Consider the following 20547-nt stretch of genomic DNA (forward strand, 5'->3'; position numbering starts at 1 on the left):
GGCGCAGGGCCTCGCCGCGCGGGTGTGGGCCGACGCGACGGCGGCGTACGACGACGCCGCGGACGTGGGCGCACGCGCGCGTCTCGAGTCGACGGTCGGGCTGCTGCGCTCGCTCGCCGTCACGGGCGGCCCGGGGCTGCTCTCGGCACGCGAGCACCGGGTCGCGGCGATCGCGGCGGCCGACGAGCTGGGCGACGTCGAGCTCACCGCACGCGTGATCGGCGCCTACGACGTGCCGGCGATCTGGACCCGCGTGGACGACGAGGGGCAGGCGCGTCGCGTGGTCGGCGCCGCCGAGCATGCGCTCGCCGGGCTGCCCGCGGACGCCGACCCGGCCCTGCGCGCGCGGCTGCTCGCGACCGTCGCCGTCGAGACCCGCGGCAGCCGCTCGGCGCGCGGGCCCCAGGCGGCGCGCCTCGCCGAGCGCATCGCACGCGACCTCGACGACCCGGCACTCCTCGCGTTCGCGCTCAACGGCACCTGGATGCAGCTGTTCACCCGCACGGGCCTCGCCACCGAGCGCGCACGTGTGGGCCACGAGCTGGTCACCACCGCACGCCGCGCCGGTCTGCTCACGTACGAGGCGCTGGGCCACATGGTCGGTATGCAGTCGGCCTCCGCGCTCGGTGACGTCGTGACGGCCGACGCCCACGCGGCCCGGCTCGACGACCTCTCGGCGACGCACGAGCTGCCCCTGATCGGGGTCTTCACCACCTGGTACCGCGCGATGCGCCTCGACGCCGGCGACGCACCGCTGGGCGAGGCCGAGGCCGCCTACCGCGCGGCCGACGCCCGGCTCGAGGGCGCCGGCATGCCCGGGATGCACGACGGTCTGCTCGCGCTGGCCCTCCTCTGCGCGAGGGTGAGGCGGGGCGTCCCCGCGCCCGACGACGGTCTCGACACCGGTCCGTTCACGCCGTGGGTCGCCCCGTGGCACCTGCTCGCCCGCGGGCGGCGGGCCGACGCGCGCGAAGCGCTCCTCCGAGCGCCGGACCCACCGCCCGGCCTGCTGCTCGAGGCCCTGTGGGCCCTCATGGCGCGCGCCGCCGTCGGGCTCGACGTGCCCGACGTCGCAGCCCGGGCAGCCGCGGCCCTGCGTCCGGCCGAGGGGGAGGTCGCCGGTGCCGGCAGCGCCGTCCTGACCCTGGGCCCCGTCGCGCCGCTGCTCGCCGACCTCGGGACGTGAGCCGCCCGGGCGTCGTCAGGACGGCTGCGGAGCCGGTGCCTGCGCACGGCGGTGACGCCAGGCCAGCACCCCGGCCCTGAGCAGGTAGCCGACGCCGAACGCGGCGACCAGCGCCCACAGCCGGTCCCAGGCGAGGGTCCGGACCGCGAGCTCCGCGACCAGCACGAGCGCGAGGTTGACCACCAGGTCGGCGACGAGGCGTCGCGCCCCGCCGGACGGCGTCTCCTGTGCGCGAGGCGCGTGAAGCTCGACGGTCCTGTTCACGTTCGCGCTGGACACCCGGGACCTCTCCGACACCCTCGACGACACCTTCGCTCCGGCGACGCTAACAGCGCCACGACGAGCACCGCCAAAGCCGGGGACGTCCCTGGGAGCGACGTGACAGCCCCGGCGAGTTCGCACTCCCGCAGCGAGTTCGCATGCGAGGGCATGCGAACTCGGTGCGCGCGTGCGAACTCGCGGCCCGTGGCAGGGCAGGGCGGGTACGGGTGGGGTTCGGGTGGGTCGGAGGGCTGGGACGTCGGGCGGTTGCGGGGGCCGCGGGGCGCGTCGAGGGTGGGGGGATGAGCGAGCCGCGCGAGCACGACGTCGTCCTGCTGGGGGCCACCGGGTTCGTCGGGGCGCTCACGGTGGAGCACCTGGCCCGGCACGCGGCCCCCGGCACACGCATCGCGCTCGCGGGGCGGTCGCGCGCCAAGCTCGAGGCGGTGCGGGCCTCGCTGCCCGAGGCCGCGAGGTCGTGGCCGCTCGTGCTCGCCGACACCGGCGACGCCGCGTCGCTCGCAGCGCTCGCCCGGTCGACACGTGTGCTGGTCAGCACCGTCGGCCCGTACCTGCGCCACGGACTCCCCGTCGTCGAGGCGTGCGCCCGCGCGGGTACGCACTACGCCGACCTCACTGGCGAGGTGCCGTTCATCCGCGAGGCGATCGATCGCTACGACGCCGTCGCGCGCGACTCGGGCGCGCGCCTGGTGCACGCGTGCGGCTACGACGCCGTCCCCTCGGACCTCGCGATGCTTGTGCTCCACCAGCGCGTCGAGGCCGACGGCGCCGGCCCGCTCACCGAGGTCCGTGCGGTGGCGCGCGCCAAGGGCGGGGTGAGCGGCGGGACGATCGCCTCGATGCGCGGCCTCGTCGAGCTCGCCGCGCGCGACCCCGAGGTGCGGCGCCTGCTCGCGGACCCGTTCTCGCTCAGCCCTGACCGTGCGGCGGAGCCGCGCGTCCCGCAGCCCACCGACTCCCCACGCCCGAGTCGCGCGCACGACGGCGGCTGGGTCGCGCTCTCCCCGATGGCCTCGTTCAACTCGCGTGTGGTGCGACGCTCGAACGCGCTCCAGGGCTGGGCGTACGGCCGTGGCCTGCGGTACGGCGAGGTGGTCGCGACCGGCCGGGGCGCGCGGGGCGCCGTACGCGGGATCGGTCTCACGGCCGGCCTCGGCCTCGCCGCGGCGGCCGTCGCGCTCCCGCCCGCACGCGCGCTCCTCGACCGCGTGCTGCCGGCACCCGGCTCCGGGCCCGACGAGCGCACGCGCCGCGAGGGCTGGTTCCGCATGGACCTGCACGCCCTGACCGCGTCGGGTCGGCAGTACGGGGCGGTCGCCGCCGGTCCCGGCGACCCCGGTTACGCGGCGACCGCCGTCATGCTGGGCGAGGCGGCCCTGGCCCTCGCGGCCGACGGCGACCGCCTGCCGTCCGCCCCCGGGTCGCTCACCCCGGCCGCAGCGTTCGGCGACGTGCTCGTCGAACGCCTGCGCGCTGCCGGGCACACCTACGAGGCCGCACCGCGAGGTGCGTGACCCGCTCCCCGCACGGTGAGGCGCGCCGTGTGGACGCTGGTGCGCGGCGTCGTCGGGCCCCGAACCCCTACGCTGCGGTCCGATGAACGACGTCCTCGAAGGTGCGCGCCTGCTGCTCGGCGGCTGGGGGTTCTGGCGTCGTCGACCGCAGGCCATGGCGCTCGGCCTGATCCCTGCGGCGATCGTGGGCCTGCTGTGGCTCGTGGTGCTCGTCGTGGTGCTGCTCAACCTCGGCCGGATCGGGGAGGCGCTCACGTCGTTCGCCGACGGCTGGTCCTCGCCGTGGGAGCGGATGGCCGAGCTGGCCGCCCAGGCGCTGGTGCTCGCGGCCGCCGTCGTGCTCGTGGTCGTGACGTTCACAGGGCTCACGCTCGCCGTGGGCGAGCCCTTCTACGACCGCATCTGGCGCGCCGTCGAGCTCGACCGCACCGGCGCGGTGCCGAGCGGTGACACCGGGTTCTGGCGCGGCGCGGTCGACGGCGTGGTGATGATGCTGCGCGGCCTCGTGGTCGCGGTGGTCGCGGGCGCGCTCGGGCTGATCCCGCTCGTCGGCACGGTCCTGGGCTGGGTCGCCGGGCTCGTGCTGACCGGATGGGTGATCTCGCACGAGCTCACCACGCGCGCCCTCGTGGCCCGCGGGGTCGAGCGGCGTGACCGCAACCGGCTGCTGCGCGCGAACCGTCGGCTCGCCGTCGGCTTCGGCGCCGCGACCCAGCTGTGCTTCCTCGTCCCGGGCGGCGCGGTCGCGACCATGCCCGCTGCCGTCGCCGGCTCGACGCTCCTCGCCCACCGCCTGACGGAGCGCCGCGTCGCGCCCTGACGTTCCGTCCACGCACGCCGCTCGCGAGGGTGCGCGCCGGGTCCCGGCGTACGGCATCCCCCGCTCGGCGGCGCTCAGTCGCGGGACGGCCCGACGCCCTCGTCGGGCCCGGCGGCCTGGCCCGGGGCGTCACGCTCGAGGAGCACCTCGGCCGCGTGGTCCGCGAGAGCGGTCCCGGCCGAGCCGTAGAGGTGGAAGACCGCGTCCGCCCCGTGCCTGCGCAGCTCGGCGACGTCGTCGTCGTAGCGCGCGACCGCCGCAACCCTGCCCGTGAAGCCCGCGGCGTGCAGGCGCGCGAGGGCGATGAGGTTGGCGTTGTGGAACGGCATCGCGAGCACGACCACCTGGATGCTGCCGGCACGCTCGACGCGGCCCCAGAACTCGACGTCGGTCGCGTCGGCCCGGAGCACCTCGTAGCCCTCGACCGTGAGGTCCTCCACCCGGGCCGGGTCGTGCTCCACGCCCACGACGGCGAGCCCGTACTCGTCGCGCAGGCGCGTGTACGTCGCGGCGCCGATCCGGCCGAGGCCCAGCACGAGCGCATCCGCGTGGCCGACGTCGACGAGCCTGTCGTCGGGGTGCAGCTCGTAGGTGCTGTGGTGCGGCAGCAGGCGGACCATGCGCGTCGCGAGCTCGACCCCGCGTCGGTTGACCAGGGCCGAGACCCCGAAGCTCAGCGCGACCGCGAGCGAGACCACCACGACCCACCGCTCGTCGAGCAGCCCTGCGGAGGATCCGACCGCCGCGACGATGATCCCGAACTCCGAGAAGTTCGCGAGCACGAGGGCCGCCAGGAACGAGGTCCGGCGTCGTAGCCGCATCGCCCAGAGCAGCACCGCGTAGAAGCCCACCTGGAACGGAAGCACGGCCAGCAGCGCGACCGCGAGGAGCACCTCGTCGAGGCCGGGCCTGCCGTGCAGGCCGATCTGCAGGAAGAACGCGACGAGCATCAGGTCCTTGAACGTCATCAGCGAGCGCGAGAGCTCGGACGCGCCCGGGTGCTTGGCCAGGAGCACGCCCATCACCAGGGCGCCGAGCTCGCCGTGCACCCCGACGGCCTCGAACAGCCCCCACCCCAGCGCCACCGCGGCCGTCACACCGAACAGCGCCTGGAGCTCGCCGTGCCCGATCCGGTCCCAGATCCGGTGCAGCACGCGCGAGGCCGGCACGAGGAGGACGAGGGCGAGCGCCCACGGGCTCGGCACCTCACCGCCGGCGAGTGCCATGAACACGACGGCGGCGATGTCCTGCAGCACCAGCAGCCCCACCGCGATGCGCCCGTACAGCGACGTCGCGTCGGAGCGGTCCTCGAGCACCTTGACCACGAGCACGGTCGAGGAGAAGGACAGAGCGAAGCCGACGAGCGCGAGACCCCCGAGCGGCTCCCCCGGCACGAACACCGGGGCCAGCACGGCCAGCAGCCCCAGGAACCCGGCGCCCACGGCCGTCGAGAGCACGAGGTGGACACTCGTGGTCAGCCAGATCTCGCGGCGCAGCAAGGTGCGCACGTCGAACTTCAGGCCGATCGCGAAGAGCAGGAGGACCACGCCCAGCTCAGCGATCTGCTCGAGCCCGTCGGGCTCGCGCGCGCCCAGGGCTCCCAGCGCGAACCCCGCCGCGAGGTACCCCACGAGCGGCGGCAGTCGCACCGCACCCGCCAGCAGCCCACCGACCAGGGCGGCGACGAGGTAGAGCCCCAGCTCCATGCGCGCTCCTCCCGGTGGTGCCGCCATTGTCGCGCGATCGCGCCGCGGCGGGCCACGGCGGGACGACGTGCGGGGAGGTTCCGGACCGCCGTGGCGGGACGGAACCTCCCCGACGACCGAGGGAGCGGGCTACCTCAGGCGGCGAGCACCGCGTCCGACGGCGTGCGTCCGGGCTGGGGGTTCGCGGCGACGACCTTCTGGTAGTCGGGCAGGTCCGTCCACAGCTCGTCCCGCAGCGGGTTGAGGCGTCGCGTCACGATGCGTCGCACCTGGTAGACGGCAACGGCGACGTTCGCGACGAGCGACACCGCGCTCACGACGAACAGGGCGGTCGGGTCGTGCGAGGACTCGACCGCGAACGGGCTGGTCGAGACGAAGGCCGGTACGGCCATCGTGAACATCATCCAGAACGCGAGCGTCTGCGCCCGGTGCTGCAGCCACGCACCGCGCTTGAGGAAGAACGCCGGGATCGTGCAGGAGATGAGCAGCGCCGCGCCCGCGTAGAACGAGTGGTCACCCACGGCGTTGTAGACGTAGGCGAAGTTCCACAGGTCGTAGGCGATGATCCAGAACCAGACCATGTCCGGCCACACCATGTCGCGCGTGGAGTCCTGGCTGATGATGATGCCGGCCCAGCCGCAGATGGTGAGCAGGTTCAGGATCCCCGCGACGCCGTTCATGATGTTCCACGGCCCACCCACCATGAACACGCCGTCGTGCATGCCCTGCAGGGAGAAGACCTCGAAGTCGCGGATCACCGCCTCGAGGATGTTCAGCCCGAGGATCGCCGCGGGGAACATGAGCGCCCACCGGTTCCTCGCGAGCCGGGGGATGTAGCGGATCGCCATGAAGCCGAGGCAGCCGGCGAGCGCCGAGTAGACCTTGACCCAGTGGAACCACGTGCCGGTGGACGAGCCCGCACCGGCGGTGTGCGGCCAGACGAAGACCGTCAGCACGAGAGGCAGCGCGACGAAGAGCGCCAGCCCGGACCACTTCGAGCGCCGGGCCAGCTCGTTGAGGCCGATGAGCGCCGCGGTGACCACGACGAACATGACGGCCGAGTACCAGGGGATCGACTCGAACAGGAACACGGGTCATGCACCTTCCGGATCAGCAGGGGAACTGCTGGGGTCGAGGCGCAGGGTCTGCCGCACGATGTCGGCGAGCACCTGCTCGGGGAGATCGGGTTCGGTGCGCACCAGCGCGATCAGACCGTGGATGAGCACGCGGAAGGTCTGCGGCACGTGGTCGATCGCGATGCGGTGGGCTGCGGCATAGGCCGGGACGGTGGTGACGCCCAGGGTCTCGACCACGGCGTCAACGGCGCTGTCGACGAACCGCGTCTGCACGCGTGCGTCCTCGATCCGCGGGAGCCCGGGCGCGAGGTCGCCGTCCGGGTGCAGGTACCGCCGGAAGAGGACGATGCAGTCGGCGAGGGCCTTGTCGATGTTGCCCGGCTCGCGCGCCGCGTCCCAGGCGCGCAACGACGCGACGAAGTCGGCGACGTAGCCGGCGAGCACCGCGTCGACCAGCGCGTCCTTGTCGGGGAAGTAGTGGTAGATCAGGCCTCTCGCGATGCCTGCCTGGGTCGCGATGTCCGCGAGCGTCGTGCGGATCAGGCCCTGCCGCGCGAAGAGCGTGCGCGCGGCCCCCAGGATGTCCTGGCGACGGTCGTCGGGGTGCTTGACGACCCGCGGTGGCTCACCCGGCGGGCGGCGGCGAGGACGGGTCACGTGGGAGGCCTCTCCGAGCCGTGCTCACCGAGACCTTCCCGGTCGAGCCCGGCCCCAGAGACGATCCAACTCCCCGTTGACGCTGCGTCAATGGGACTGATGTCCCAGGTCAGACGACGGAAGAGGGAGCCCTACGTGCCGGTCCTCGCCAGAGCGGCGAGCCCCAGCGTGAAGAGCACGAGCTCGACCACGGGGAGCCCGGGGACCAGCGGGAGCACGCCCTGGTTCGCGGTGGTGCCGATCGCCGCGAGCGCCGTCGCGCACGCGACGACACCGGCGGCGACGACGCGGCCCGAGACCGGGCCCTCGATCCGACGCGGCGTGGCGGTCTCGACCCTGGCCAGCGCGAGCACGAGCACCGCGAGCAGCGCCGTGAGCACCGCGAACCACGGCACACGCCACGCGAACCACTCACCCGAGCCCACGGCCGGGTCGGGGAAGACGCCGGTGCCCACGAGCGCCACCCCGGCGACCACCACCGGCACCATGTGCCACAGGAAGATCGTTAGGACCACGGAGTTCACCGCCACGACCGCGACCCACGGGCGGGGCCGCGCGAGCCACGGCCCGATCACGGGGCGCAGCAGCAGCACGAGCCCGGCCTGCATCGTCGCGAGCGCGAGCAGCGCGAGGGTCGGCGGGTCGGAGTTGCTGAGGCCGGGTGCCGGCACCGCCCCGACCATCGCGGTGCCGTACGGTCCGAGGGCCACCAGGGCGACCGCCGCGGCGCCTCCCCCGAGCGCGAGCGCGACGGCGTGCCGCCGTCCGGGGAACGCACCCGTGCGCCAGGCGATCCCGAGCTGGTGCACGGCGAGCCACCCCACCACGTAGCTCGCGGCCGCCGGGGCGTCGAGCCCCGTCGCGAGGCGTGCCGCGTCGCCCGCCGCGACCACGAGCACCATGGGGCCGACGACGCCCAGCCCCCAGCGACGGTGCGCGGTGACCATCGCGGGGGTGAGGGCCACGACCGCCAGGTACACGACGACGAACCACAGGCCGATGCCGGGCAGCCACACGGCCATGCGCGTGACCTCGGGATCCGCGCCGAGCGCGCCGGCCAGGAGGTGCGCCGCGACGAGGGTGACGACGAGCACCGCCGTCGGCCGAAGCAGCCGCAGCGCCCGCGCCCTGACCCACACCGCCGGAGCCCGCCCGGCGGCGAGCGACGAGGTGAGAGAGGCGGTGTTGGCGTAGCCCCCGACGAGGAAGAAGACCGGCATCACCTGGAAGGCCCACGTGGCCTGTGGTGCCCACGGCACCACGTAGAGCAGGTTGACGCCGGTGAGCCGGCCGTCGGTCACGGTGACCGCACTGGTGAGCCAGTGGCCCAGCACGACCACCAGGATGGCGAGCGCCCGCAGCAGGTCGACGTAGCGGTCCCGGTGCGTCGGGGTCGCCGCGGCGAGCGCGGAGAGGCGTGGGCGACCGTGCGGGTGCGTCACGGGACCCTCCTCGACGTCCGGCGACCGCGAGACGGTGCGTGCCGCACGACGACCCGGCCTGTGAGGCCCGGTCCGCGGCAGGCGGCCTGTCGCTAGTCTGACGGGAACCGGCGGAGCGGCCGAGTCCACCGCACCGCCACTCGACCGACGGGGGGACCATGAGCGAGGGCCAGCGCGAGCGCGCCACGGTGGGCGTCAACGTACCGATGAGCTCCGGCGCCGGGATGAGCGCGTCGGTGGGCGTCGCGGCACCGATCGGGGCGGTGAGCCGTCGGGACAAGGAACGTGCGGCCCGCACGTCGCTCGCGCGCGACGGCTCCGCGCTCGTGCTGCGCACCGAGCTGCCCGGCACCGTGATGCTGCAGCGCCGTTCGCCCGGGGCCACCTGGGAGACCCTCGACTCGCGTGCGACGGCGCGCCAGGGAAGCACGCGCCTCGAGCTACCGCAGGACACGCCGGCCGGCGTGTTCCGCGTGGTCTTCTCGCCCAAGAACGCGAACATCACGACGTGGATCTCGGCCGACGTCGAGGTCTGACGACGCTGGTGACCCACGCGTGAGCCCGAGCGCACCCGCTCCTTCCCCGACGTCCCGCCTGACCGCGACCGTGCTCGCGGTGTCCCTCATCTCGATCGAGTTCCTCGCCGGGATGCAGCGGTACCTCGCGCAGACGGTGCTGCCGTTGGTCGCGGCCGAGCTCGACGGTGCGCACCTCTACGGCCCGCTCGACGCCGCCGCGCAGGCCCCGATGTTCCTCATGATGCCTGTGGGCGCGTGGCTGCTCTCGCGGTTCCGTGTGGGCCGTCTGATGCTCGTCTTCACCCTGGTCACCGTGGTCGGCGCGGTGGTCGGCGCGACAGCCACGTCGATGGAGGTGTTCGTCCTCGGGACGGCCGTGCGGGCCTTCGCGGCGGGCGCGCTCGCCACGGTGAGCATGGGCGCGATCAGCCGCGGCCTGCCACCGCGGCACCGCCAGCTCGTGCTCGCGGGGATGTCCGGCATCTGGCTCTTCTCGTCCGTCCTCGGTCCGGTGTACGCGGTCGCCGCCTCGACGGCCCTGGGCTGGCGCTGGGCGATGCTCCTCTACCTGCCGCTGCTGCTGGTCGCGCGGCTCATGGTCGCTCGGTCCATGCCCGAGCGGACCGAGCCTGCCGTGCACGAACCGGCCCCCTGGCGCTGGGCGGCGCTGCTCGCCACCGGTTCGGCCGTGCTCTCCCTGCCCCTGGGCACGTGGTCGACGCTCGCGCTGCTCGGCGGTGGGGCGCTCATGCTCGTCGCGACCCGGGCGATCCTGCCCGCGGGCACCCTGACGGCGACGCACGGACGTCGGGCCGGCCTGACCGCCCTGATGACCACCGCCGCGGTGTTCTTCGGGGCCACGATCGTGCTCTCGGTCGTGGCGCACGACGCGCTGGGGCTGGACGCACGCCAGTTCGGCGTGGTCATCGCGGCGCCCGGCCTCGTGTGGGCCGTGGCCGCGCTCTGGACCGGCTCGCACCCCGCCTTTGAGCCGCACGCCTTCCGCCGGCGCGCCCTCGGCGGCGGGACCGCGATCGCCGTCGGCGTCGCCGTGCTGCTCGCGACGAGCCTGCTCGCCGACACGCCCCCGCGGGCGTTCGTCGGGCTTCTCGCCGGGGCCGCCGTGCTGGGCCTCGGCATGGGCTCGCTCTACCCGGACCTGCTCGGCCGGTGCCTCGCGGAGCCCGAGCACGACGACGGCATCTCGTCGGACCGCATGGCTGCGGCCGTCGTGATCGCGGAGTCGGTGGGCATGGCCCTCGCGACGACGACGGCGTACGCCTGGCTGGGTGCGGGCCTGGGCCTCGTGGACGACCCGCGGCACCGGGTCCAGCTGCTCTACGTCGCTCTGCTCCCTCTCGCCGTCGTCATGCTCCGGCACCTCGCCCGCGCTGCCCGAACGGGCACCGCCTCCCCCGTCGAGGTGTCCGACTCAACCTCTGTGGGTGCTCGACCGTTGGAGAGGTATGGACGAGCGGGGCGCTCCGACAGCGCCGGTGGAGCATGCCGCCGTCGTGCGCACGGGCCGCCCAGAGCCCGACAGTGAGTTCGCGGCGTTCGTGCGCGCCTCGTCCGCCGAGCTCGGCCGCGTCGCCTGGTACCTGTGCGGCGATCCGGCCAGGGCCGAGGACCTGCTGCAGCACGCCCTGCTCCGTACCTACCTCGCCTGGGGCCGGGTCCGGGAGGGTGACCCGCTCGCGTACACCCGCCGCGTGCTCAGCAACGCGCGCATCGACACCTGGCGCAAGCACCGCCGCGAGACCCTCACGGACCCGGCCGACCTCCCGGACCTGCCTGCCGACGACGGCGCCTCGGCCCGGGCCGAGCAGGACAGGCTGGGCCGTGCGCTGCGGGCGTTGCCCACGCAGCAACGCCGCGTCGTCGTCCTGCGCCACCTGGTGGGCCTGAGCGAGGCCGAGACAGCGGCCGAGCTGGGCGTCTCCCTCGGCACCGTGAAGTCCACCGCGTCCCGAGGCCTCGCGCGTCTGCGCGACCTCCTCGACGGACCAGCGACCACGCCCGCGACGCGCGCGGAGAGGACCACGCGATGACCGGCGAGACGAAGAACCCGTCGACCGACGACCAGCTCCGCGCCCGCTTCGAGCACGCCGCGCCCGCGATCCACGTCGACCCAGCACCTGTCGTGCGGCGCGCGCGCCGACGACGGGCCGTGACGCGCGCCGCCACGGGTCTCGTGGTCACCGCTGCGGTGCTGACCGTGGCGCTCGTGACCCGTCCGTGGGGCGACGGATCCGCACCGGTGGCGACCGCAGCCCCACCGCCCGAGCCTCGAGGCGCCGTCTCGGTCGAGATCTCCCCGCGCGTCGTCGAGCCTGGCGACGCCGTCACCGCCGTCCTCGTCGCGCACGAGGCCAACGACCTGACCTTCGGGGTCGCGGCCCGGGTCGAGCGGTGGGACGGGAGTCGCTGGCGGCCCTCTGGCGTCGCGCACCTGTGCCTGGCCGAGTGGGAGTGCGTCGGCAGCGTCGGCCCACGGCTCGGCGCGACGGAGGACATCGGGCTCGGAGCAGAACCGGGGACGCTGGGCCCGGCGACCACGTTCAGCACCGAGGGGCTCGGTGACGGCTGGTACCGCCTGGTGCAGTCGGCCGTGCTCGACGAGGACGTCGCGACGGGCGCCTTCGAGATCCGGGCCGGCGCGGGGGCCGCTCCCCCGCTCCCGCCGCGCGACGAGGTCGCGCTCACCGTGACGCCCGTGCTCGTCCCGCCCGACGGCGGACAGGTCAGCGTGGCGACGTGGGTTCCTGCGGGTGCGGACGGGACGCTCACCTCCGAGGACGTCGAGGCGGCCGACAGGCAGCTCGGGGCCACCGCCCTGGTCCAACGGTGGACGACGCAGCAGTGGCGTGACGCCATCGAGGTGCGCGTGGGTCGACGGGACGCGGGGCTCGGGGTCGAGTGGGGCTCGCCCGTCGTGCTACCCGCGCTCGAGGAGGGCTCCTACCGTGTGGTCAGGACGCGCGACGACGGCTCACAGGCCTGGGGCACCTTCGCGGTGACCGCGGCAGCGCCCGTTCTCGAGGAGCCCGACGCCGAGGGCGAGCCCGGGCCCGGCTCCGAGGCCGACGGCGCGACGAGCGGCCCGGCATGCGACCTCAACCCCGGCCGGTGCCTGCTCGCCGCCTGGTGGACGGACCTCACGACCGGGGCCGGTCTCACGTCGGGCGGCGGCGACCACGACGTCGGCACGCTGCTCAGCGACAGCGTCGACCTGGGAGACGACACGTACCTGTGGACCTCCCTCTTCCCGGTGACCGAGGCGCCCGACGGCGACGCCTCGCTCACCGTCACGTCCACCACGCAGGTGGGCGAAGCTACAGTCGAAGCCGGTCAGTGGGACCACGGCGCCGCAGGTCGCCGCCTGACCTGCGGCGGCCTCGTCCTCCAGGCGGGATGGACGGACCTGGAGGACGACCGCGCCGACGAGGCGATCGGGAGGCTCGCACGCGCGATGACGGACTGCCCCGCCGACCTCGACGAGCTCGCCGCGCGCTACCCCGAGGTGCCCCCGACCGGCTAGGCCTGGCCGCGCCAGTCGAGCAGCAGGGCCATGCCCGCGGCGAGCCTGGCGTCGATCGCCCCGGCGGGCATCGTGACCGTCAGGCGGTCTCGCGACTCCGGGCGTCGTCGGACGCGCAGCACCAGCGTGTCGGCCGCGTCCCGGAACTGGACGTCGAACGCGTGGCGCACGGGGATCACCCCAGCGAAGGGCAGACGACTCACCAGCACCCTCGCCATGCCCACCACGAGGCTGCGCTGGTGGCCGGTGACGTCGAGCCCCGGACCCACCACCCGCCAGGTGTGCAGCACCTCGGACTCGAGCCACCGGTACTGCATCCACCCGATCGCCGAGCCACGCTCGTCGAACGCCTCGAAGACGGCGTCGCCCAGGTTCATCCGTGTGCGCGCGCGGATCGTCCAGCAGGGCCGCGTGTGCCGGGCGTCGGACGAGAAGCGGTACTCCTCGGGCAGCGTCATCTGCTTCTGGCTCGCGTGCAGGACGACGTCGCCCTCCGCACCGCCCGCGTCGATCGGCCGCACCTCGTAGTACTGCTCACGCATGGAGACGCGGCGCCTCAGCGTGAAGGCGGTGACGCCCGTGAGCGGATGGGTGGCCGCGCCGTCCGGTGGAGTGCCGTGCACGCCGGAACCGTACCGGCGCGGGCCGCCGCGGTCGCAGGACCGCTGCATCCTTCGGGTGAAACGCCCCCGCCGGCCACTTCTGTACCACTACCGTGGCGCCGTCTCGCCCCGGGCCGTCCAGGGCGGCTACCGAGGGGGCCAGCATGTCCGTCGAGTCCTACCCGCCCGCAGCACCGTTCCTCCCGGCGGAGCCGCGCGAGAACGTGGGTCGTGGCGCGCTCGTCGCACTCCTGACCGTCCCGGCGGGTGTCGCGGTGTGGGTGCTCGTGTGGGGCATGGGCTTCATCGCCTCGATCGTCGGCTTCGGCGTGGCCTTCCTCGCGCTGCGGCTCTACGTCTGGGGCGCTGGCCGGATCAGCCGCGTCGGCGCGCTCGTCGTGCTCGCCGTCACGGTCGTGACGCTGCTGCTCGCGTTCTTCGGCGGGATCGTCTACGACGCGGCCCACGGCATCGGGCAGGTGAGCGGGCTTGGCACGTGGGCCGCGTTCACCCACGCCGAGTTCTGGCCCACGTTCTCGACACTCCTCCCCGAGGCGCTGCCCGAGTACCTGCCGGACTTCGGCCTCGCCTCCGCCTTCGGCGCCCTCGGCGCGTTCACGACCCTGCGCTCGGCATTCGCCGCAGCCGAGGCCGCGACGCCGACGGCGTACCCCGCCCCGGCAGCGCCGGTCGCGGAGGCGCCCGCCCCCGCGGCGCCGGTCACGGAGCCGTCAGCCCCCGAGGCGCAGGGCACCCCCGGCCAGGCCTGAGGCCGACCGCAGACGGGCCGTCCTCAGGGCGTGCCACGGGCGACGCGTTCCTCGGGCACACGCTCGATCTGCGTCCAGCCACGCCAGCCGCGCTCCTGGAGGATCGCCAGGAGCCGCTCGGCGACGGGCGAGGACTCGACTGTCGTCGCGTCGAGCAGGTCGACGAAGCCCTCGTCGGGCCAGTTCCCGGTGATCTCGCCGGCCTCGACCGCGCGGATCATGAGCTTCTCGAACAGGTCGGCGAGCTCGACCACGCGCGGGTCGTCGACCTGCCAGTCGAGCACGTCGCTCAGCATGAGGTAGAGGCGCTGGAGGTCCGGGTCGTCGAGCTCGAGGTGCTTCTTCGCCATGATCGCGTCGATCTGCTCGGGCACCTGGGCCGCGACCATGATCCATGCGTCACGCTCCATCTCGACGTACCGCTCGTCGACACCCAGGCCACGCACGCGGTCCAGGTACTCCACGACGCTCGCGGGGAGCGCGAGGTGCTCGCCCGCGGCGAGCCGCGTGAGCCGACGGCGGGTCGCCTGCAGCCGCCGCACCTCGGCCCGCAGCGCGGCGTCGATCTCCTCGACGCCGCGCACGAACTCGTCGGGCGCGGCGTCGAGGAGGTCCTGGACGCGCGCGAGCGGCACGCCGGCCTCGGCCAGGGTGTGGATGCGGATGAGCCGGACCACCGCCGCGGCGTCGTAGGTGCGGTAGCCGGAGCGGTCACGCTCGGGCTCGGGCAGCAGGCCGATCTGGTGGTAGTGCCGCACGGCCCGCACCGTGACGCCCGCGTACCGCGCGAGCTGGCTGATCGTGAGCACGCCCCCAGCCTCCCTCAGGCGATCTTCCGGCGGTAGGTCGCCGTCGCCCAGACGTACGCCACGACGAGGATGCCGACGCACCACGCGAGCGCGAGACCCACCTCGCCGTCCACGGGCCGCCCGGCGAACAGCCCGCGGATCGTGTCGACGATCGAGGTGACCGGCTGGTTCTCGGCGAACCACCGGACCGGGCCCGGCATGGTCTCGGTCGGCACGAACGCCGAGCTCACGAACGGCAGGAAGATCAGCGGGTACGAGAACCCGCTCGCGCCCTCGACGCTGGTCGCCGTGAGTCCCGGGATCACCGCCACCCACGTGAGCGCGAGGGTGAACAGCACGAGCAGGCCGACGACGGCGAGCCACGCGAGCACCCCCGCCCCGGTGCGGAACCCCATGAGCAGGGCGATCCCCATCACGAGGACGAGCGAGACGAGGTTGGCGGCGAGGGATGTCAGCACATGCGCCCAGAGCACGCCCGAACGCGCGATCGGCATCGACTGGAACCGCTCGAACATCCCGCCCTGCACGTCCTGGAACAGGCGGAACGCGGTGTAGGAGATGCCCGAGGCGATCGTGATGAGCAGGATGCCCGGCAGCATGTAGTCGATGTACCGCTCGGGCCCGGTGTCGATGGCACCGCCGAACACGTAGACGAACATGAGCATGAGCGCGACGGGCGTGATCGCGGTGGTGATGACGGTGTCCGGGCTGCGCGTGACGTGACGCAGGGTCCGGGCGGTGAGCGTCGCCGTGTCGGCGACGAGGTGCGTGGCCATGTCGGTCCCCTAGCTCTCGTGGGTGGTCGTGACGGCGAGGAAGACCTCCTCGAGGCTGGGCTGCTTCTCGACGTACTCGACCTCGGCGGGCGGCAGCAGCCGCTTCAGCTCGGCGAGGGTGCCGTCGACGATGATGCGGCCCTGGTGGAGGATCGCGATGCGATGCGCGAGCTTCTCGGCCTCCTCGAGGTACTGCGTGGTCAGCAGCACCGTGGTGCCTGCGGAGGCGAGCCCCTGGACGGTCGCCCAGACCTCGAGCCGCGCCTCGGGGTCGAGCCCCGTGGTCGGCTCGTCGAGGAAGATCACCGGCGGGTCCCCGATCAGGCTCATCGCGATGTCGAGCCGGCGGCGCATGCCACCCGAGTAGGTGGCGGCACGGCGCCCACCGGCCTCGGTGAGCGAGAACCGGCGCAGCAGCTCGTCGGCCACCGCGCCCGGATCCGGCAGGTGCCGCAGCCGCGCGACGAGCGCGAGGTTCTCGCGTCCGGTGAGCACGTCGTCGACCGCGGCGAACTGGCCCGTGAGGCTGATCGAGCGGCGCACGTCGGCGGGCCGCTCGCCGACGTCGTGCCCGTCCACCGTGGCCGTGCCCGCATCGGGTCGCAGCAGGGTGGACAGGATGCGCACGAGCGTCGTCTTGCCCGCCCCGTTCGACCCGAGCAGCGCGACGATGCTGCCGCGCTCGACCTCGAGGTCGACGCCCCGCAGCACGGCGAGGTCGCCGTAGGACTTCTCGAGCCCACGCACCCGGATGGCGGGACCGGGGCTGGACGTGGCGGTCATCGCGCACCCTCCCGTCCCAGGCCCTGCCCGACGGCGCCCCGCAGCCGGTCGCGCTCCTTCGCGAGGCCGCGGTCCACCTGGGCGTGGAACTCGCGCTCGATCGCTGCGGTCGACGCCGGGGCGGACGCCCAGCGGCCACCGAGGTGGGTCTCGACCAGGTCGTCGGCGAACGCCACCGGGTCCGCCCCCACGACGCTCGCGACCGACGCACCGGCGTCGGCGGCACTCTCGAGCCGGCCGACGACCTCCTCGAGCATCGGCATCAGGCCGTCGGCCGGGAGGTCACCGCCCGTGAGGACGCCGAGGTGCGAGGTGTACCGCTCGAGCCCCTCGGCGGCGGTGCGGTGGGCGGCCGGGAGCGCACGCACCCGGGCCTTGTACGCGCGCCACCGCCGCTTGTCGTCGATCTGCCCGACGACCTTGTCGATGAGAGTCGACATGACCGTTCCCCTCTGCTCGTGCCGCCCGCGCCCCGTGCGCAGCGGCTCTGAGAAGGAGCGTCGAGGGTTGACGCAGGGTCAGGGTCAAGCCCTGTCAGAAGATCGGCCAGGGAACCGCCGGCATGCCCCCCGCGGGAGCGGGGAACCGTCCCGCCGCGAGCAGGCGCTCACACCTGGCGGCGAGCGCGGCGACCTCGTCGCCGCTGAGCAGCGGGGCGAGCGTCTCCCCCAGCGCGCCGCCCAGGCTGTCGCGCACGCGGCGTACGCCGGCCAGCTCCTCGTCGTCGAGCTCTTCACCGAGCCAGCCCCACAGCACCGTGCGGAGCTTGGGCTCGGTGTGGAACGTGACGCCGTGGTCGACCCCGTAGCGGTGCCCGCCCGCCATGGGCAGCACGTGGCCACCCTTGCGATCGGCGTTGTTCACGAGCACGTCGAGCACGGCCATCCGCCGCAGCGCCGGCGTGTCCTCGTGCACGAGGAGAACGCGCCGTCCCTCCTCGTCCGCGGCCTCGAGCACGGTGCGCCAGCCCTGGGACGGCGATTCGTCGGCCGGGACCACGTCCACCGGGTCCTGCTCCGGGTCGGGCTCCTGCCAGCGCTGCACCATGCCCGGGCCGTGCGGTCCGTCGCGCAGGCACGTGTGCGGCACGACGTCCCACCCCAGGGCCTGCGAGACCGCGTACGTCGCGACCTCGCGCCGGGCGAGCGTGCCGTCGGGGAAGTCCCACAGCGGCCGTTCGCCGAGCACGGGCTTGTAGACGACGGTGACCTCACCGATGCGGGCGAGGAACGTCGCGTTCGAGGCCGCGGTCAGGCGGCCGACCAGCTCGAGCTCGCCGTCCAGGTCACCCGCGGACGTCACACGAGTTCGGTGAGGTCGCAGACGTGGCCGTCCGGGTCGATCGGCCGCCCGCACAGCGGGCACGTGGGCCGCCCCGCACGCACCACGCGACGCGTGCGCTCGACGAACGCGCGCGCCGTGCCCACGGGGATGCGCACCAGGAGCATCTCGCTGGGCTCGGTGGGCTCGTCGTCGAGGTCGAGGTCGGGACCGTCGTCGTCGTCCTCGTCGTCGACCTCCACCGGGTACGCCTCGATGACCAGCTGGGCCGTGCGCGGCTCCCAGCCCACACGCAGCGTGCCGGCACGGAACTGCTCCTCGACGGGCTGGTCCAGGGGCTCGTCGTCGAGCAGCTCGACCGGGGTCTCGGCGGGTACGGACACGGGGGCGTCCTCGTCGGCCGCGAGCTGGCCGAGGAACTCGTCGATCGCCTCGGCGAGCAGGGCGGACTGCTCCTTCTCGAGGGCGACGGCGGTCGAGCGTGCCCCGGTGCGCGCCTGCAGGTAGAAGGTGCGCTCCCCGGGGCGCCCGACCGTGCCGACGACGACGCGGTCCGGCCAGTCGTACTCGTGGACGAGAGTGGGCACGCCGTCAGTCTACGAGCGGGGGCGCGCGGCGTCGCCCTCGGCCCCGTGACCTGCGCCACCGCCGACGGCCGCCTCGCCGGCCGCCCCCGCCGAGGCCAACCACGCGAGGTCGCCGCCGTCGGTGTTCATGGCGACCACCTCGGGCCGGCCGGGGCCGTAGCGGACGATCGAGATGGACGCCGGCCCCACCGCGATGCGCTGGAAGAGGTCCAGGTGCATGCCGAGCGCGTCCGCGAGCACGGACTTGATCACGTCGCCGTGGGACACCGCGGCCCACACGGCCCCGGGCCCATGCTCGGCCTCGACGGCCGCGTCACGCGCCCGCACAGCGGCGACGGCCCGCGCCTGCATGGCGGCCATCGACTCCCCGTCCGGGAACGTCACGGCAGACGGCTGCTGCTGGACCGTGGGCCAGAGCGACTCCTTCGCGAGGTCGCCGAGCGCCCGGCCCTGCCACTGCCCGTAGTCGCACTCGGTGAGCGCCTCGTCCACGTGGGACACGGCGCCGTCGGCCTGGTGGGCCAGGATCGCGTCGGCCGTCGCCCGGCAGCGTTCGAGGGGGCTCGACACCACCGCGCGCAGGGGCACGACGGCGAGCCGCTGCGCCGTGCGCGCCGCCTGCTCACCCCCGTGCGCGTCGAGGAGGATCCCGGGGGCGCGGCCCGCGAGCACGCCGTCGGTGTTCGCCGTGGTGCGCCCGTGCCGGACGAGGAGGACGATCGCCATGCCGAGAGCCTAGGCACCGCCCGCCCGACGCACGCGCCGGGCGGGCGGCCCCTCCCCGGGTCAGGCCGCCGTCAGAAGCTCCACTGCTGGTTGGGTGCGCCGTGGCAGTCCCAGATGTTCAGCCGCTGGCCGTCGTGGATCGGCGTGCCGCCCACGGCGTCGAGGCACCGACCGGCCTGCGGGTTGCGCAGGGTGCGGGAGGCCGAGTCGTAGGTCCAGCGCTGGGCCGGCGTGCCGTTGCACGTCCACAGCTGCACCACGGTGCCGTTCGCGGTGTTGCCGCCCGAGACGTCGAGGCACTTGCCCAGGGCACGGATCGTGCCGTCGCTGCCGCGCGTCCACTGCTGGGCCACGTTGCCGTTGCAGTTCACCACCTGGGCCGGGTTGCCGTCGTGCGTCTGGCCCCAGGGCACGTCAAGGCACAGCTGGTCGGCGAGGCGGATGGTGCCCGTGCCGGTGGGCAGACCCCCGGTGCCGCCACCACCGCCGGTGCCCCCGCCGTTGCCGTTGTCGAACACGCGGATGTAGTCGACCTTCATCTGCTGCGGGAACTGGGTGGTCCCGTCCGGGTAGCCGGGCCACTGGCCGCCCACCGCGACGTTGAGGATGAGGAAGTACGCCTGGTCGAACACCCAGGCGTTGCCGCCCACACTCGAGCGGGTGACGCGGTGGTACTGCTGGCCGTCGACGAACCAGGTGATCTCACCGGGCTTCCAGTCGACCGCGAACGTGTGGAACGTGTCCGCGAACGACCAGCCCTGCGGGTGCTGGTACGTGCCGCTGATCCCGGCGCCGCCCGAGTAGCCGGGGCCGTGCACCGTGCCGTGCACGCGGTGGGGCTCGAAGCCGACGTTCTCCATGATGTCGATCTCGCCCGAGCCGGGCCAGCTGACCTCGGGGAAGCCTGCGCCGAGCATCCAGAAGGCGGGCCAGATGCCCTGGCCGCGCGGGATCTGGATGCGCGCCTCGATGCGCCCGTAGCGCGGCTCGAACTTGTCCTTGGTGGTCATGCGGGCCGAGGTGTACGAGCCGTCGGCCTCGCGACGTGCGGTGATGACCAGGTTGCCCTGGCCGTCGAGCGCGGAGTTGGCGCGCGAGGTCGTGTAGTTCTGCAGCTCGGCGTTGCCCCAGCCGTGCGCGCCGGTCTCGTGGTTCCACACCGAGGCGTCCGGCGCGGCGCCGGCCGGGCCGTCGAACTCCTGCTGCCACACGAGGTCGCCCGCGGCGGCCAGGACCGGACCGGCAGGTGCGGCTGCGGGGGCCGCTGTGGCCGGGAATGCGCCGACCAGGCCGACGGCGATCGCCGAGACGACCGCGAGGCCCCCGGCCAGTCCTCGCCGCCGGCGTGCCCCGGAGCGGTGGTGGTGTCGTGTCTGCATGGCTCGCGTCTCCGTTGACGTCGGTGGGACCGGTCTCAGTCAGACCGCGCCGCGAGCCTAGTCACGCCGCTCGTGACCCGACAAGGTCACTA

Annotated in this window: 21 protein-coding genes and 1 pseudogene; 8 read left to right on the top strand and 14 right to left on the bottom strand. The window is 74.1% G+C overall.

What is annotated here, in order from left to right; all coding sequences use genetic code 11:
• Nucleotides 1-1186: pseudogene (locus tag GXB85_RS05465) on the top strand (SARP family transcriptional regulator); the annotation flags it as partial.
• A gap of 15 nt (nt 1187-1201) precedes the next feature.
• Here GXB85_RS05465 and GXB85_RS05470 read toward each other — a convergent pair.
• Nucleotides 1202-1465, bottom strand: coding sequence for a hypothetical protein (locus tag GXB85_RS05470; protein WP_161916645.1), 264 nt, complete (start codon nt 1463-1465; stop codon nt 1202-1204).
• A 284-nt stretch (nt 1466-1749) separates the two neighbouring features.
• Between GXB85_RS05470 and GXB85_RS05475 the strand changes: the two genes are divergently transcribed.
• Nucleotides 1750-2982, top strand: a complete 1233-nt coding sequence (locus GXB85_RS05475; protein ID WP_161916646.1) for a trans-acting enoyl reductase family protein — start codon at nt 1750-1752, stop codon at nt 2980-2982.
• Between the two features lie 82 nt (nt 2983-3064).
• A complete protein-coding gene (locus GXB85_RS05480; protein ID WP_161916647.1) occupies nt 3065-3802 on the top strand; it encodes an EI24 domain-containing protein in 738 nt (245 codons plus the stop codon).
• A 74-nt stretch (nt 3803-3876) separates the two neighbouring features.
• Here the strand turns inward: GXB85_RS05480 and GXB85_RS05485 are convergent, their stop codons facing one another.
• The 4 genes from GXB85_RS05485 to GXB85_RS05500 form a co-directional block, all read right to left on the bottom strand.
• Complete coding sequence (locus GXB85_RS05485) at nt 3877-5508, bottom strand: cation:proton antiporter family protein (RefSeq protein ID WP_161916648.1); 1632 nt, start codon at nt 5506-5508, stop codon at nt 3877-3879.
• A gap of 134 nt (nt 5509-5642) precedes the next feature.
• A complete protein-coding gene (locus GXB85_RS05490) occupies nt 5643-6599 on the bottom strand; it encodes a DUF5692 family protein (protein WP_161916649.1) in 957 nt (318 codons plus the stop codon).
• A 3-nt stretch (nt 6600-6602) separates the two neighbouring features.
• On the bottom strand, nt 6603-7241 hold the full coding sequence (locus GXB85_RS05495; RefSeq protein WP_161916650.1) for a TetR/AcrR family transcriptional regulator: 639 nt from the start codon (nt 7239-7241) through the stop codon (nt 6603-6605).
• Nucleotides 7242-7372: 131 nt separating this feature from the next.
• Complete coding sequence (locus tag GXB85_RS05500; protein WP_161916651.1) at nt 7373-8683, bottom strand: acyltransferase family protein; 1311 nt, start codon at nt 8681-8683, stop codon at nt 7373-7375.
• Between the two features lie 158 nt (nt 8684-8841).
• Here GXB85_RS05500 and GXB85_RS05505 point away from each other — a divergent pair, with 158 nt between their 5' ends.
• The 4 genes from GXB85_RS05505 to GXB85_RS05520 are packed head-to-tail and all read left to right on the top strand — an operon-like array spanning nt 8842 to nt 12742.
• On the top strand, nt 8842-9219 hold the full coding sequence (locus tag GXB85_RS05505; RefSeq protein WP_161916652.1) for a hypothetical protein: 378 nt from the start codon (nt 8842-8844) through the stop codon (nt 9217-9219).
• A 19-nt stretch (nt 9220-9238) separates the two neighbouring features.
• Nucleotides 9239-10747 (top strand): MFS transporter, encoded by a 1509-nt coding sequence (locus tag GXB85_RS05510; RefSeq protein WP_161916653.1) that lies wholly within the window; start codon nt 9239-9241, stop codon nt 10745-10747.
• Nucleotides 10668-11252: a SigE family RNA polymerase sigma factor gene (locus GXB85_RS05515; RefSeq protein ID WP_161916654.1), complete on the top strand. Its 585-nt coding sequence runs from the start codon at nt 10668-10670 to the stop codon at nt 11250-11252. The genes GXB85_RS05510 and GXB85_RS05515 overlap by 80 nt, the downstream gene beginning before the upstream one ends.
• A complete protein-coding gene (locus tag GXB85_RS05520) occupies nt 11249-12742 on the top strand; it encodes a hypothetical protein (protein ID WP_161916655.1) in 1494 nt (497 codons plus the stop codon). Before GXB85_RS05515 ends, GXB85_RS05520 begins: the two co-directional genes overlap by 4 nt.
• Here the strand turns inward: GXB85_RS05520 and GXB85_RS05525 are convergent.
• A complete protein-coding gene (locus GXB85_RS05525) occupies nt 12739-13365 on the bottom strand; it encodes a hypothetical protein (RefSeq protein ID WP_161916656.1) in 627 nt (208 codons plus the stop codon). The two genes, GXB85_RS05520 and GXB85_RS05525, sit on opposite strands and share 4 nt — an antisense overlap.
• A gap of 143 nt (nt 13366-13508) precedes the next feature.
• Here GXB85_RS05525 and GXB85_RS17795 point away from each other — a divergent pair, with 143 nt between their 5' ends.
• Nucleotides 13509-14114, top strand: a complete 606-nt coding sequence (locus tag GXB85_RS17795) for a hypothetical protein (RefSeq protein ID WP_202627620.1) — start codon at nt 13509-13511, stop codon at nt 14112-14114.
• 23 nt (nt 14115-14137) lie between these two features.
• Here GXB85_RS17795 and GXB85_RS05535 read toward each other — a convergent pair whose 3' ends face one another.
• The 8 genes from GXB85_RS05535 to GXB85_RS05570 all read right to left on the bottom strand — a co-directional run bounded on the left by GXB85_RS05535 (nt 14138) and on the right by GXB85_RS05570 (nt 20455).
• Nucleotides 14138-14923 carry a MerR family transcriptional regulator gene (locus GXB85_RS05535; RefSeq protein WP_161916657.1) on the bottom strand — a complete coding sequence of 262 codons (786 nt, stop codon included), beginning with the start codon at nt 14921-14923 and terminating at the stop codon, nt 14138-14140.
• 14 nt (nt 14924-14937) lie between these two features.
• Complete coding sequence (locus GXB85_RS05540; protein WP_161916658.1) at nt 14938-15699, bottom strand: ABC transporter permease; 762 nt, start codon at nt 15697-15699, stop codon at nt 14938-14940.
• A 9-nt stretch (nt 15700-15708) separates the two neighbouring features.
• Nucleotides 15709-16482, bottom strand: coding sequence for an ABC transporter ATP-binding protein (locus GXB85_RS05545; RefSeq protein ID WP_161916659.1), 774 nt, complete (start codon nt 16480-16482; stop codon nt 15709-15711).
• Nucleotides 16479-16922: a DUF1048 domain-containing protein gene (locus GXB85_RS05550; protein WP_161916660.1), complete on the bottom strand. Its 444-nt coding sequence runs from the start codon at nt 16920-16922 to the stop codon at nt 16479-16481. The genes GXB85_RS05545 and GXB85_RS05550 overlap by 4 nt, the downstream gene beginning before the upstream one ends.
• Nucleotides 16923-17016: 94 nt before the next feature.
• Complete coding sequence (locus tag GXB85_RS05555; protein WP_161916661.1) at nt 17017-17784, bottom strand: SCO1664 family protein; 768 nt, start codon at nt 17782-17784, stop codon at nt 17017-17019.
• Nucleotides 17781-18350: a DUF3090 domain-containing protein gene (locus GXB85_RS05560; protein ID WP_161916662.1), complete on the bottom strand. Its 570-nt coding sequence runs from the start codon at nt 18348-18350 to the stop codon at nt 17781-17783. Before GXB85_RS05560 ends, GXB85_RS05555 begins: the two co-directional genes overlap by 4 nt.
• A 9-nt stretch (nt 18351-18359) precedes the next feature.
• Entirely contained in the window at nt 18360-19076 is a 717-nt protein-coding gene (locus GXB85_RS05565; RefSeq protein WP_161916663.1) for an MSMEG_4193 family putative phosphomutase, read from the bottom strand.
• 71 nt (nt 19077-19147) lie between these two features.
• Nucleotides 19148-20455, bottom strand: a complete 1308-nt coding sequence (locus GXB85_RS05570) for a glycoside hydrolase family 16 protein (RefSeq protein WP_161916664.1) — start codon at nt 20453-20455, stop codon at nt 19148-19150.
• Between the last annotated feature and the right edge of the window lie 92 nt (nt 20456-20547).

Origin of the sequence: Cellulomonas sp. APG4 (assembly GCF_009996735.1) — a bacterium.
Taxonomy (GTDB): domain Bacteria; phylum Actinomycetota; class Actinomycetes; order Actinomycetales; family Cellulomonadaceae; genus Actinotalea.

Coding starts and splice junctions, on each gene's coding strand:
- GXB85_RS05485 (WP_161916648.1), bottom strand. CDS start 5,508: ATGGAGCTGGGGCTCTACCTCGTCGCCGCCCTGGTCGGTGGGCTGCTG.
- GXB85_RS05540 (WP_161916658.1), bottom strand. CDS start 15,699: ATGGCCACGCACCTCGTCGCCGACACGGCGACGCTCACCGCCCGGACC.
- GXB85_RS05480 (WP_161916647.1), top strand. CDS start 3,065: ATGAACGACGTCCTCGAAGGTGCGCGCCTGCTGCTCGGCGGCTGGGGG.
- GXB85_RS05520 (WP_161916655.1), top strand. CDS start 11,249: ATGACCGGCGAGACGAAGAACCCGTCGACCGACGACCAGCTCCGCGCC.
- GXB85_RS05565 (WP_161916663.1), bottom strand. CDS start 19,076: ATGGCGATCGTCCTCCTCGTCCGGCACGGGCGCACCACGGCGAACACC.
- GXB85_RS17795 (WP_202627620.1), top strand. CDS start 13,509: ATGTCCGTCGAGTCCTACCCGCCCGCAGCACCGTTCCTCCCGGCGGAG.
- GXB85_RS05570 (WP_161916664.1), bottom strand. CDS start 20,455: ATGCAGACACGACACCACCACCGCTCCGGGGCACGCCGGCGGCGAGGA.
- GXB85_RS05475 (WP_161916646.1), top strand. CDS start 1,750: ATGAGCGAGCCGCGCGAGCACGACGTCGTCCTGCTGGGGGCCACCGGG.
- GXB85_RS05505 (WP_161916652.1), top strand. CDS start 8,842: ATGAGCGAGGGCCAGCGCGAGCGCGCCACGGTGGGCGTCAACGTACCG.
- GXB85_RS05515 (WP_161916654.1), top strand. CDS start 10,668: ATGGACGAGCGGGGCGCTCCGACAGCGCCGGTGGAGCATGCCGCCGTC.
- GXB85_RS05545 (WP_161916659.1), bottom strand. CDS start 16,482: ATGACCGCCACGTCCAGCCCCGGTCCCGCCATCCGGGTGCGTGGGCTC.
- GXB85_RS05550 (WP_161916660.1), bottom strand. CDS start 16,922: ATGTCGACTCTCATCGACAAGGTCGTCGGGCAGATCGACGACAAGCGG.